Origin of the sequence: Kosakonia sacchari SP1 (genome assembly GCF_000300455.3) — a bacterium.
Taxonomy (GTDB): domain Bacteria; phylum Pseudomonadota; class Gammaproteobacteria; order Enterobacterales; family Enterobacteriaceae; genus Kosakonia; species Kosakonia sacchari.
The window spans coordinates 3281073-3293949 of sequence record NZ_CP007215.2 but is presented as its reverse complement, the minus strand read 5'-3'; the positions used below and the strand labels follow the sequence as shown (position 1 = coordinate 3293949).

Annotated in this window: 9 protein-coding genes; 4 read left to right on the top strand and 5 right to left on the bottom strand. The window is 55.1% G+C overall.

Annotated elements, in window-relative coordinates; translation table 11 throughout:
* Positions 1-10 precede the first annotated feature (10 nt).
* Entirely contained in the window at positions 11-1330 is a 1320-nt protein-coding gene (locus tag C813_RS38570; protein WP_017456036.1) for a PTS sugar transporter subunit IIC, read from the top strand.
* A 15-nt stretch (positions 1331-1345) separates the two neighbouring features.
* Positions 1346-2062, top strand: coding sequence for a GntR family transcriptional regulator (locus C813_RS38565; protein WP_017456037.1), 717 nt, complete (start codon positions 1346-1348; stop codon positions 2060-2062).
* Between the two features lie 45 nt (positions 2063-2107).
* Here C813_RS38565 and ldtB read toward each other — a convergent pair whose 3' ends face one another.
* Positions 2108-3028 carry a L,D-transpeptidase gene (ldtB, locus tag C813_RS38560; protein ID WP_017456038.1) on the bottom strand — a complete coding sequence of 307 codons (921 nt, stop codon included), beginning with the start codon at positions 3026-3028 and terminating at the stop codon, positions 2108-2110.
* Positions 3029-3236: 208 nt separating this feature from the next.
* On the opposite strand from ldtB, the gene C813_RS38555 reads away from it, so the two are divergent.
* Positions 3237-4829 (top strand): ABC-F family ATPase, encoded by a 1593-nt coding sequence (locus C813_RS38555; RefSeq protein ID WP_017456039.1) that lies wholly within the window; start codon positions 3237-3239, stop codon positions 4827-4829.
* Positions 4830-5257: 428 nt separating this feature from the next.
* On the opposite strand, the gene C813_RS38550 is transcribed toward C813_RS38555, so the two are convergent.
* Together C813_RS38550 and C813_RS38545 are read right to left on the bottom strand one after the other, a co-directional pair.
* Positions 5258-7624: a glycoside hydrolase family 31 protein gene (locus C813_RS38550; RefSeq protein WP_017456040.1), complete on the bottom strand. Its 2367-nt coding sequence runs from the start codon at positions 7622-7624 to the stop codon at positions 5258-5260.
* A gap of 15 nt (positions 7625-7639) precedes the next feature.
* Positions 7640-8941 (bottom strand): MFS transporter, encoded by a 1302-nt coding sequence (locus tag C813_RS38545; RefSeq protein WP_017456041.1) that lies wholly within the window; start codon positions 8939-8941, stop codon positions 7640-7642.
* A gap of 298 nt (positions 8942-9239) precedes the next feature.
* Here C813_RS38545 and C813_RS38540 point away from each other — a divergent pair, with 298 nt between their 5' ends.
* On the top strand, positions 9240-10313 hold the full coding sequence (locus tag C813_RS38540; RefSeq protein ID WP_017456042.1) for a LacI family DNA-binding transcriptional regulator: 1074 nt from the start codon (positions 9240-9242) through the stop codon (positions 10311-10313).
* Here the strand turns inward: C813_RS38540 and C813_RS38535 are convergent.
* Both C813_RS38535 and C813_RS38530 read right to left on the bottom strand, forming a co-directional pair.
* Positions 10310-11569, bottom strand: a complete 1260-nt coding sequence (locus tag C813_RS38535; RefSeq protein ID WP_017456043.1) for a DUF1479 domain-containing protein — start codon at positions 11567-11569, stop codon at positions 10310-10312. The genes C813_RS38540 and C813_RS38535 overlap by 4 nt on opposite strands.
* A gap of 153 nt (positions 11570-11722) precedes the next feature.
* Entirely contained in the window at positions 11723-12538 is an 816-nt protein-coding gene (locus tag C813_RS38530; protein ID WP_017456044.1) for a Cof-type HAD-IIB family hydrolase, read from the bottom strand.
* Positions 12539-12877 lie beyond the last annotated feature (339 nt).

Genomic DNA, 12877 nt, shown 5'->3' with positions numbered 1-12877 from the left:
GGTAGCCGCAATGTCTGACAGCAACATCACGCCGAAAATGCAGTCATTCGTCGATAAATTTGTCGAGTTCTCCGCCCGGCTGGCAAACCAGGTGCATCTGCGATCGCTGCGTGACGCGTTCGCGGCGGTGATGCCGATTTTTATCCTCGCCGGGCTGGCGGTATTGATTAATAACGTGGTTTTCCCCTGGGTGCTGGAAGGGGAGACGCTGGCGCGTTTTAAAGTCTGGGGCGAGGCGGTGATCAACGGCACGCTGAATATCGCCGCGTTATTAATTGCGCCAATGACCGCCTGGTCGCTGGCGCGCAATAAGAACTTTGACAACCCGGTGTCGGCGGTGGTCATTGCGCTCTCCAGCTTTATTATCATGATGCCGATGCAACTGGATGTGGTGCCCGTTGGCGGGAAAGCGACGGTGAGCGTGACGCAGATGCTGGCGTTTACCAACATTGGCACGACAGGGATTTTCGCCGGGGTGATCATTGGCTTGCTCTCCACGGAGCTGTTTATCCGCGTTGCCAGCGTGAAGAGATTCGCTATTTCGCTCGGGGAAAATGTGCCCTCGGCGGTGGGGCAATCTTTCTCCTCGCTGATCCCGGCGATCATTACGTTATCGCTGTTCGCCATTGTCGCGGCGCTGTTGGCGAACCTGTTGCATACGGATTTGATCCACCTCATCACCACACTTATCCAGCAGCCGCTGCGGCAGATTAATACCAGTTTACCGGGCACACTGTTTATCTACAGTTTTGGTAACTTTCTGTTTACGCTCGGGATTCACCAGACGGTGGTTAACGGCGTGATCCTCGAACCACTGCTGTTGATTAACACCAACGAGAACATGTTGGCGTTTGCTAACGGGCAGCCCATTCCGCATATCATCAACAGTATTTTTGTGCCCACGTTCGGCATGATTGGCGGCACCGGCAGCACTCTCTCGTTGCTTATCGCCATCTTTATCTTCGCGAAGCAGCAGTCGGCGAAGCAGGTGGCGCGGCTCGCCATCTCGCCTGGCTTATTCAATATTAATGAACCGGTGATTTTTGGTCTGCCCATCGTCTTTAACCTGCCGCTGATGATCCCGTTTGTGCTGCTTCCGGCGCTGGGTATCTGGTTTGCCTGGCTTTGTACCTCGCTCGGTTGGATTTCGCGCTGTGTGGTGATGATCCCGTGGACAACGCCGCCGATTTTAAGCGCCTGGCTGGCCACCGCAGGCGACTGGCGGGCGGTGGTGGTTCAGTTGATAATCATCATCTTTGGTGTATTCTTCTACCTGCCTTTCCTCAAAATAGCCGAGAGAGTGGCCTTAAGAAACAACGGGATAGACTAAAAATGAAGGAAGGCTATGGCGGCAAAATACATCACTATCGCGCGGGAAATTAAGCGGCGCATTCTTAGCCAGCAGTACGCCGCCAGCGCGCCCCTGCCGGATCAGTTCGCGCTCGCGGCAGAGTTTGCCACCAGCCGGATGACCATTCAGCAGGCGATGCGCCAGCTGATTGTTGAAGGGCTGGTTTATACCCGTCAGGGCCAGGGCACGTTTATCCGTAAGAATTTCCTGCAACTGTCGCGCTGGGATCTGCCGGGCAGCGACTATTTCGGTGCGACCAAGACCTGGGAAAATGTCGGCGAAGTCACCAGTAAAATCATCCGCTTTGAGTTGCGTTTCCCCACGGAAAAGGAACAGGCCTCGCTGCTGGTGGGGCCGGATGACCCGGTGTATGACTTTATTCGCCTGCGGTTGCTGGAAGGTGAACCGATGTCGCTGGAATTTACGTTGATGCCGGTGAATCTGGTGCCGGGATTAAACCGCGGGCATCTGGAAAGCTCGGTGTTTCGCTACGTGCAAGACGATCTGGCGCTGAAGATCATGGGCTCATACCGCATTGTGCGCGCGTTAAAACCCTGGGCGGAAGATAAGCAGTATCTGAACTGTGAAGAGACCGACCCGGTGCTGGAAGTGGAGCAGGTAATTTATCTGGAAGATGGCACACCGCTGGAGTATGCCCATTGTCATTATCGCTACGATCACGGCGGCATTATTGTGGTGAATCACGGATAAAAAAAGCGGAGCCATTGCTCCGCTTTTCTATGCTATCAACCGTAATCAGTTCAGACGAACCGGCATACCGGAACGGTTCTGAATCGCCTGATCAACCACGTTTGAATCAACATCAGACTGGTTAGTCACGGCCTGCACCGCTTTGGTCAGCGCAATCGGCACAATCTCACCACCAGTGAACTGCGCTTCCGTGGTGGACAGCGGGTTGTGAACTTCGATGTAACGGCTGCCATCCGGCTCGGTGGTCGCTTTTACCGGCTCATCAATAAACTGTACGCGCGTACCGACCGGCACGTTTTCGAACAGGAATTTGATGTCGTCGTTACGCAGACGCACACAGCCGTGGCTCACGCGCAGGCCGATACCGAAGTTAGCGTTGGTGCCGTGAATGGCGTACAGGCGGCCGATATAGAGCGCGTACAGACCCATCGGGTTATCCGGGCCTGCCGGCACAACCGGCGGCAGCGGTTGACCCATTGCCGCGTATTCCGCGTGCATTTTCGCCGTCGGCGTCCATGTCGGACCCGCTTTTTTACGTTCTACTTTGGTGGTCCAGGCAATCGGGGTGTCTTTACCCAACTGGCCGATACCGATTGGCAGCACGATCACCGTGTTGGTGCCTTTCGGATAGTAGTAGAGGCGCATTTCCGCACTGTTGATCACGATCCCTTCGTGAACCGTATCCGGCAGGATCAGCTGCTGTGGAACGTTCATCACAGTGCCGCCTTTCGGCAGGTAGGCATCAATGCCCGGGTTTGCTTCCAGCATGTTGGACAGACCCATTTGGTATTCAGCCGCAAAATATTCCAGCGGCTGGTTATTGCCTTCCGGAATAGTGACGACCTGGTTCTGACCGATCAAACGACTGCCATCAGTCGGCAGCGGATATGTAACAGCAGACGCGCTTTTGCAAAATCCCACGACAGCAAACGCCGCCGCTAAAAGGGTTGTTAATTTCATGTTCATCTTATGCAAGACTTATTGCCACACAGGCCGTTGGGTTGAGAATGCAGGAAGCGCATTATATGTGCATTCCACCGTCCAGGGAATTCAGATGTGTACGAAATCACACTTTTTTCCCTTTGCTTGCAGTTTAGTGGGCTGACGTCAGGCAGGAATCTAATTCGGAATTGTGGCATAATAGGGTGTTTGTCACATATTTCAGGATACCTCTGTGTTAGTCACCAGCAACGTCACCATGCAATTCGGCAGCAAGCCGCTGTTCGAAAATATCTCCGTCAAATTTGGCGGCGGCAACCGTTACGGCCTGATCGGGGCTAACGGGAGTGGTAAATCCACCTTTATGAAAATCCTCGGCGGCGATTTAGAGCCGACGTTGGGTAACGTCTCTCTCGATCCGAATGAGCGTATCGGTAAGTTGCGCCAGGATCAGTTCGCCTTTGAAGAGTTCAGCGTGCTCGACACGGTGATCATGGGCCATGCAGAACTGTGGGAAGTGAAACAGGAACGAGACCGTATTTATGGCCTCGCGGAAATGAGCGAAGAGGACGGCTACAAAGTGGCCGACCTCGAAGTGCAGTACGGCGAAATGGACGGTTACTCGGCGGAAGCGCGCGCGGGCGAACTGCTGCTCGGCGTCGGCATTCCGGTTGAGCAGCACTACGGCCCAATGAGCGAAATCGCCCCCGGCTGGAAACTGCGTGTGTTACTGGCGCAGGCGCTATTTGCCAATCCGGACATTCTGCTGCTCGATGAACCAACCAACAACCTGGACATCGACACCATCCGCTGGCTGGAGCAGGTGCTGAACGAACGTGACAGCACCATGATCATCATTTCGCACGACCGCCACTTCCTTAACATGGTCTGTACGCACATGGCGGATCTCGACTACGGCGAGCTGCGCGTTTATCCGGGCAACTACGATGAATACATGACGGCGGCGACCCAGGCGCGCGAACGTCTGCTGGCGGATAACGCCAAGAAAAAAGCGCAGATCGCCGATCTGCAATCGTTCGTCAGCCGTTTTAGCGCGAACGCCTCCAAATCTCGCCAGGCGACGTCACGCGCGCGCCAAATTGACAAAATCAAGCTGGAAGAAGTTAAGGCTTCCAGTCGTCAGAACCCGTTTATCCGCTTCGAACAGGACAAGAAATTGTTCCGCAACGCGCTGGAAGTGGAAGCCCTTACTAAAGGTTTTGATGAAGGCCCGTTGTTTAAAAACTTCAACATGCTGCTGGAAGTGGGCGAGAAGATCGCCATTCTGGGTGCGAACGGCGTGGGTAAATCCACCATGCTGAAAACGCTGGTGGGCGAGCTTGAGCCTGATAACGGCACGGTGAAATGGTCTGAAAACGCCCAGATCGGTTACTACGCGCAGGATCACGCCGAAGATTTTGATAACGATCTGACCGTCTTCGACTGGATGAGCCAGTGGAAACAGGAAGGTGATGACGAACAAGCGGTGCGCAGCATCCTCGGTCGCCTGCTGTTCAGCCAGGACGATATCAAGAAACCGGCGAAAGTGCTGTCCGGTGGTGAAAAAGGCCGCATGCTGTTCGGCAAGCTGATGATGCAAAAACCGAACATCCTCGTTATGGACGAACCGACCAACCACCTGGATATGGAATCCATCGAATCGCTGAACATGGCACTGGAGATGTACCAGGGCACGCTGATCTTCGTTTCCCACGACCGTGAATTTGTCAGCTCGCTGGCAACCCGCGTGATTGAGATTACGCCGCAGCGCGTCATCGACTTCAGCGGGAACTATGAAGATTATCTGCGTAGTCAGGGTATCGAATAAATTTACCGTCGTCTTTCACGCGACAGGTGCGTTGGCTGCACCCTCATCCCCCAGTCACTTACTTGTGTAAGCTCCCGGGGATACTCAGGTTTGCCGCCTTCCTGTAGTGCGAAATACTTAGGTAAATCATTTACCGTCCTCCCCCACGTCACAGGTGTGTTGGCTGCACCTTCGTCCCCCGGTCACTTACTTGTGTAAGCTCCCGGGGCAACTCAGGTTTACCGCCTTCCTGTCGCGCGAAATACTTAGGTAAATGCTTTACCGTCCTCCCCCACGTCACAGGTGTGTTGGCTGCACCTTCGTCCCCCGGTCACTTACTTGTGTAAGCTCCCGGGGCTACTCTGGTTTGCCGCCTTCCTGTTGCGCGAAATGGCCCGGTAAATAAGTGAAGCAAGCCCGGTAAGCACATGGCTACCGGGCTTTTCACATTAAGCAAAGGTCCACTCGCTGGCCGCAACGCCATTAATTAACAGCTGGCGTTTTTCACCTGTAGGCAGCGTCACTTTCAGCGCCTGCCAGGCCGGGCGATAGTCGCCGCGTGTTTGTACCTGCAAATCAATGGTGCTGCCCGTGCAGACCATTTCCCACTCCAGCCACAGCGCGTTGCCCTCTTTATAACCCCAGGATTCACCATCGTCCTCAAACAGCAAGCCACCTGAACGCCCGGTGCCTTTTATCGGGAAGAGTTGCAGCTCACGCGTGGTGTCCGCGTTGGTATCCACATGCCTGATGCGATCGCTGAGCGGCAGACCGGCACCGGCGCGCACCAGCAGCGGCAGCGTTTCCAGTGGCGCATCCAGCGTCACCCACTGGCCAGGCGCATACCAGCAACCGGTGTAAAAATCGTACCAGCCGGTGTCGTTGGCAGGCAGCCAGACGCGGCGCTCGCGCTGGCCGGGTTCGACGACACTTGCCACCAGAAGGTCGCGGCCAAGCAGGAAGTCGTCGCACTCTTCAAACGTCTGCTCGTCATGTTCGTGATCGAGGAAGGTCGGACGCAGCATCGGTTCGTCGTCAACATGCGCCTGCCACAGCAGCGTATAGAGATAGGGCAGCAGGCGGTAGCGCAGCTCAATCGCACTGCGGATCGACGGTGTGATCGCCGGGTACATCCACGGCTCATTCACCGTGTGATCGTCGTTCCACGAATGGATGGTGAAACGCGGATGCATCACCCCGTTTTGCACCCAACGCACAAACAGCTCCGCATCCGGCTTATCGCCGGAAAAACCACCGACATCGTGACCGACGTTATACAGGCCAGACAAACTCATGCCTACGCCCATGCGGATGTTGTAGCGCAACGTCTGCCAGTTGGTGCGGTTATCGCCGCTCCAGGTCTGCACATAACGCTGCATCCCGGCGCAGCCGGAACGGGAAATCAGGTACGGGCGCTTGTGCGGAGCAAATCGCTGCTGCGCTTCCATCGAGGCACGCATCATGAGCAACGGCATCACCGGGCGAATATGCTTGATGGCTATTTCCTGGCCAAAACCGTGGCAGCGCGCTTCGCCGTCCCAGACTTCAAATTCGTTGTTATCGTTCCAGGTCGAATCGATCCCCATCTCCAGCAACTGGGTGGACACGCCTTCCTGCCACCAGGTGACAGTCTGCGGGTTGGTAAAGTCGAGGTGTGAGCCTTCGTCATCCCAGAAACTGGAACGTTCCGGCGCATCGGTTTCGGAATCGCGAATAAACAGACCACGCTCCGCCACTTCGCTATAACGCGGATGATCCTGCAACAAACAGGGTTTGATATTTGCCGCCAGTTTCAGGCCCGCATCGTGAAACGCCTGGCTCATCACTTTCGGCTGCGGCACTTTGTCGTAGTTCCAGTTAAAGACGTAGCGCTTGCCGTTAATGGAGGTGTAGCCGGATGAGAGCTGGAACGAATCGCACGGAATGGCGTGTTCTTCGCACAGACGAATAAAATTCATCAGCTGGTTTTGCGCATCCGGCGCATCGGTGTAATGCATGGTGGAGCCGCTATAACCGAGGCTCCACTTCGGGCCGAACAGCGTTTTCCCGGTGAGGCGTACAAACGCTTTGGTGACATCCAGCGCACGCGCGCCGGTAAAAATGTAGTAATCAATATCGCCCGCTTCCGCCTGCCAGCGGCGATAGGCGGTGTGATAGTTATCGATCTCGTTACCCAGATCCAGCCAGCAACTGCTGAGGTTGTCATAAAACAGCCCGTAGCTGATATCGTCGCGGCGGGTGAGGGTAAACGGAATATGCTTGTACAGCGGGTCGGTGCTGGCAGCGCTATAGCCCATCGCATCAAGGTTGCGCATCTCATAGCGTTGACCATTGCGTTGCAGGTTGCCCGCTTTTTCGCCGAGGCCGTAGAAACGCTCCTCTTTTTTACGACTGAGATAGTGCGCCACGCCGTCGCCATGGGCGTTAACCAGATATGCGCTGGTCGGGCGATCGCTCGCCAGCCATTGCCACTCACCTGCGTCGTTGCGGTAGTGCCACTCCAGCCACAGCGGCTGATGCACGGTAACGCGCAGTTTTGCGCTCTCAATGGTTACTGTCTCGTGCTGTTGCGCTAACGACCATTGCGGCAGGCTAAAACCCGACAGATCGTCACGCGAGCGACCTTCCCACGGCACATCATCTTTCGGCGCGATGCTCCAGGTTCTGTCCAGCGCCAGCTCGCCTTTACGCTTGAGCAGCACGCGAAACAGGTTTTCTTCCAGCACATACAGACACAAGGTGTGTTGTCCGTCCACCAACAGCTCAACATGGTGAGCTGCCTGTTTTTGTAACGTCCAGTTCTTCAGGGTTTTCATATCAGACATCCACAATCAGGCGCGTTTTGCGCGTCGTTCAGCAATAAATGCCACCAGGAAACAAGCGCCAATCAGGTCAAAGAAACCCATGGCAATAAACAGCGGGTTGAAACCAATTTTGTCGGCGGTAACGCCAATCAGCAGTGAGAAGAGGAAGCTGGCGATCCACGCCGCCGAGCCGCGCATGCCATTTACTGTTGCCATCTGGCCTTTATCGAAGGACTCCACCACCAGCGCGCTCAACATGCAGGAGATGATCTGATGGCCAAAACCGCCAATCGAAATCAGCACAATGGTGATGTACGGGTCGCGAGTGATGGCGACAATGGCGAGCGAAATCATCAAAAATGCGCCGGTCACCGAGCTGGCAACCACCGAGTTCACGCGGGAGCAGCCAAACCAGCGGGTATAGAGTTTGGTGAGATAACCACTGGCGACGCTGCCGAGATCGGCGGCGAGGAACGGCAGCCAGGCGAACATGGCGATCTGTTTCAGATCCATACCGTGTTCTTTTGCCAGGTAGAGCGGCACCCAGAAGCTCAGCACCGCCCAGGCCGGTTCCGCCATAAACGCCGGGATGGCGATACCGTAAAAGCGTTTGTTTTTCGAGACAGTTTTCAGGGCGGTAAAGAAGGGCAGTTTGACCGCTGGTGGTTCATTATCCTGCTGAATAAATGCCAGCTCGTCTTTACTGAGATTGGGGTGTTTGTCCGGGTTGTGGTAAAACGCCCACCACAAAATCACCCACAGCAGCGCCAGCACACCGGTAAACATAAACGCTCCCTGCCAGCCAAATGAGGCATGAGCGAAGTAGATAATCGGCGGAGCCAGCATGGCGCCAATCGAGAAGCCAACGCCTGCCCAACCGGCAGCTACCGGGCGTTCTGATTTCGGGAACCATTCGCCGATGGTTTTGGCGTTAGCGGGTGTCGCTGCCGCTTCCGATGCGCCCATGGTGAAACGCAAAATCGCCAGATGTACCCAACTGCCTGCGCCGGCGTGGAAAATGCAGGCCAGCGCCCAGATGATGGCGCACACCATAAAGCCGACTTTCAGGCCAATCACGTCAATCAGCCAGCCACACAACGGCTGGAAAATGGTGTAAGCCAACTGAAACGCGCCGACAATCCACGAATATTGTTCGGTGGTGATGCCGAGGCTGGTTTTTAATTCCGGTGCCAGAATCCCCAGCGAGTTACGGGTGATGTAGTTCACCGTTACGCCGAATAAGAACAGCACTAACATCCACCAGCGTAATTTTTTGACTATCCGGCGGCTCTTGCTGGCCGCCATTTCATTGTTGATCCCCTGGCTCATTCTTTTCTCCGCATATCTTCTTGTAGGGAAGTCGGGGCAAACTCTTGCGGAGTTGTTATACCGCACAGGTTTGCGTGATGATTTATCTGCGTTTTTTTGGTTATTGTTCCTACAACTAGTATGGAAGTTGTATGACACGTTTACGTTAGGCGAGAAAAATCGGCAGCTAAAGTGGATTTTGTGCAAGGATTCTCATCAATCAGCGGCGACATGCGGCAAACTCATATTCATGCCATGAATATCAGGCTTTTCGATTCATGAAAATTTTCCCATTTCGGAAACGGAGCAAGATCACAGAATGGATAAAAAGCTCAAAATCAACGAAATTGCCCTGCGCACCAACCTGTCGACCAGCACGGTTTCCCGTGTGCTGGCAGGTAAAGCCAACACCAGTGAAAAAGCGCGTACCGCAGTGCTGGCCTGCGCACGTGAGTTGGGGGTGATGGAGGGGATTGCCGCCGGGCGACTGCTTCTGAATAACCTGACTGTTTTCGCACCGCAGCGGGCCTTTGATGAGCGCTCCGATATCTTCTATTACCGTGTGATCCAGAGCATTAACAAAGCGTTGGCACCCCATGAAGTGCGGCTGCGCTACTGCGCACTGGAAGAGCTGGACAGCGACGCCAACGAATTTCTCGCGCGCATGAACGCACCGGAAACCCAGGCGGCGATCCTGCTGGGCATTGATGATCCCCACATTCATGACCTGGCGGCCGATATGGGTAAACCCTGCGTGTTAATCAACTGCCGTGACGGGCGTATGCGCTTGCCTTCCATCGCGCCGGATCACCGCACGATCGGCGAGTTTGCTGCCAATTATCTCTTTGATATGGGCCACCGCGAGGTGGTGAATGTGATGTGTCTGCGCCGCTACACCATGGATCTGCGCCTTGCGGGCATAAAAGAGGCCTGGCAGCGGCGCAATCTGCGTTTTCAAAGTAAGCGGGATCTGATCACCGTTCCCAGTTTTAGTGCCAAAGAAGCGGGGATGCGGGTAGGGGAGTGGCTTGATGATCCGGCGCATAAATCACCGCCTACCGCGTTTCTCGTCGGTGGCGATTTTATGGCGGAAGGCACGGTTCATGCGCTCCAGCAGCGAGGGCTGCGCGTACCGCAGGATGTGTCGGTGATGAGCATTGATGCGTTTAACCTGGCGGCGATCCAGGATGTTCCGCTCACCGCAGTGCATGTCCCGCGTGATGAACTGGGTGTAGAGGCGGTACACCTGCTGCAACAGCGCTTGATCCGCCCGCAGGCCACCACCGGTTCGCTGTTACTCAACGGCACGCTTGCGGTGCGCGAATCGGTACGGCGGATACGTCCGGGACAACAACGTACCGCCGTGGAGCGTGAAGGGTTGTACGATGCTTAAACTTCAATACCCAGCGCGCGCTTACCATGAATATTCAGGTCGTCCAGCGTAAAGCGGCCTGACCAGTCGCTTTCGTAGTTCTCACGCGGGAAATCGCCCGGCGAAGCGCCTTGCTCAAGCGCCACTTTCACTTTGCGCGCATACGCGAGGTTTTTCGCGCACAGCGGCGCGGCGGGAATGTACATCACATTGCCCCAGCCTTGCTGGTTTTCCACCGGCGCAACCGAGTGGATCACATCGCAGTGCCACCACACGGAATCTCCGGCTTCCAGCGCCGGAATGCTGCTCAGGGCTTCCATCAGCAGCGGATGCCACTTCTCCGAAACCGGTAATACCCGCCCTGGCGCCACGCCGCACAATTCATCTTCCGGCACATCGTCCAGCAATGGGCGCAGCAGTATATATGCCATCGCTTCCGGGATCGGCACCACGTGCAGCAACCCCTGGCCGGGGATCATATCCGACAACGCCGTCCAGCCCTGAAAGGTGCGGAACACCGAACATTTGGTGGTGTTATCCACCGTGTACTCTTCCACCTCGGTGCGGTGCGCCGCGTTCCACGGGTCATATTCATCAAATTTGCCGCTAAACACGCTGGCAAACACACGCTGGTAAGCGGGCAGAAGCCAGCGCTCCAGCGCGCCGGAATCCGTATGTGCGCCGAGGCCTTTTGAGGTGGTTCCCGGCAGGCGGCGGCGGATACGATCCGGGTAGATAACGCTCACATCCGGGTCAAACCACTGCTGGCCTTCACTTTCGAAGCGCCACAGGCGGTTGAGGAAGGCTTGCACGGCGGCCATTTCCTTACTCTGGCGCGCCTGCATCTGCGCCTGCGACCAGTAAATAGGGTAGATTTCCGGGCGCGAGGCCTCCAGCGAGCCAAAGAAGCTGTCGCCAGGCCCTTTGTACACCTCATCAAAATGGTTCTGGTCGAGATAATCCAGCATGGAGCGATCCCAGTCCAGCGCCTGCTCACGCGGGAAATGCCCCTTAATGACAGCACAACCGCGCCGCTTGATCAGCGCCCGCTGCGCCTCGCTGACCTTGCCTTGCGCAATGTCGCTGTAGGCAATTTGTGGCCACACGGATTTGCCTTGAGCTTTAAGGGCATTAATATCGGCTACGCGAGCGGCAATCTGCTCACTCAGGCGGTTAAATACCTGCTGTACATCGCCGATCTGCGCACGCAGTTGCTGTTTCATCTGACGGATCGATGCTTTGTGATCGATGGGCAGCGTTTCACTGGTAAAAGCCATGTTGAACCTCGCATTCTTTCATTCGAAAGTTATTTTACTTACAAGTGATAAAATAAGTTAAAAATAAGTTAATGCAAGTTTAAAAACTTGATGCGGAGCACAAAGCGGAAAAGTAGCCACAAGAACGGCCGGAGCGGGCGCTCCGGCGAGGGATCAGTGATTGAATGGTGCGGTGTTATCAAGCACGGCCTGAATCACATTCAGCGCGCCCTGGTGGTTATTATCATCGGTCTGATGACGGGCAATGGATTTAATGGCGTCGCTGGCGTTGCCCATGGCGAACGATAAATCGGTCATGCGCAGCATTTCCGCGTCGTTACCGCTGTCGCCAATGGTGACGCACTGTTGCGGTGAGATGCCCCAGCGTTTAAGCAGACGCGTAATGCCGTTGGCTTTATGCAGACCCGGGATTATCAAATCGACAAAACCAAAGCCGCTGGTGACCGGCTTCATGATGCCGTCGAGCGAGACATGCAGAGCGTCGATCAGTTGCGGGATGTCGCTGTCCGGCAAGTTCAACGAAAACTTGAACAAGGTATCGTCAATGTGCTGAAAATCGCGCACCGGCTTTAAACGGTAATAGTGTTTCGACATCAGATCGACGAACTCTGCCGGGGCGTTTTCGCTTACGTACGCGCTTTCCAGGCCGCAGGCAACAAAATTGAGGCTGCTGTCTTTTAACAGTTCGCCAATCACCACTTGCGCTTCGTGGCGGGTCAGCTCACCGTGGAACAACTGTTGACCGTGCTCATACACCAGCGCGCCGTTTTCCGCGACGAACGAAATGGTCTCTTTCAGCTCCGGGAAGAAGGAGATCAGCTGGTAATACTGGTTGCCACTGGCGACAACGAACTCAATATTCCGCTGACGAAGCTGCTCGAATTGCGCCAAAAATCGCGTGCGATCGTACTGCTTGGCGTCATCAAGGAAGGTTCCGTCCATATCGGTAACGATAACTTTGACGGTCATACATAAAACTCCTGAATGTAACTGCGACGAGAAACATTCTAGAGATAATGTGAGGGGAAGCACAAATTTTATTTCATTCGAAAGTAAATCTGTCGTCTTTTCTCAGGGTAGATGTTTAACCGTCGTCTTTCGAACCGCAGGTGCGTTAGCTGCGGCGCCGCACCCCGGTCACTTACTGATGTAAGCTCCCGGGGACTTACCGCCTTGCCGCCTTCCTGCAATCCGAAATCCATAGGTTAAACAGCTCGGAAAAGCGAAAAAGTCATTTTGGGTTGCAGGAGTGGGGCTGGAAAGTAACTGATGGAGCTTCTGTTTTCGGCAGACGAAAAGTAGACCGGG

Bases quoted from the DNA above. Each gene is read 5' to 3' on its own strand.
- C813_RS38540 (WP_017456042.1), top strand. From the start codon at position 9,240: ATGGATAAAAAGCTCAAAATCAACGAAATTGCCCTGCGCACCAACCTG.
- C813_RS38550 (WP_017456040.1), bottom strand. From the start codon at position 7,624: ATGAAAACCCTGAAGAACTGGACGTTACAAAAACAGGCAGCTCACCAT.
- C813_RS38570 (WP_017456036.1), top strand. From the start codon at position 11: ATGTCTGACAGCAACATCACGCCGAAAATGCAGTCATTCGTCGATAAA.
- C813_RS38530 (WP_017456044.1), bottom strand. From the start codon at position 12,538: ATGACCGTCAAAGTTATCGTTACCGATATGGACGGAACCTTCCTTGAT.
- C813_RS38545 (WP_017456041.1), bottom strand. From the start codon at position 8,941: ATGAGCCAGGGGATCAACAATGAAATGGCGGCCAGCAAGAGCCGCCGG.
- C813_RS38565 (WP_017456037.1), top strand. From the start codon at position 1,346: ATGGCGGCAAAATACATCACTATCGCGCGGGAAATTAAGCGGCGCATT.
- ldtB (WP_017456038.1), bottom strand. From the start codon at position 3,028: ATGAACATGAAATTAACAACCCTTTTAGCGGCGGCGTTTGCTGTCGTG.
- C813_RS38535 (WP_017456043.1), bottom strand. From the start codon at position 11,569: ATGGCTTTTACCAGTGAAACGCTGCCCATCGATCACAAAGCATCGATC.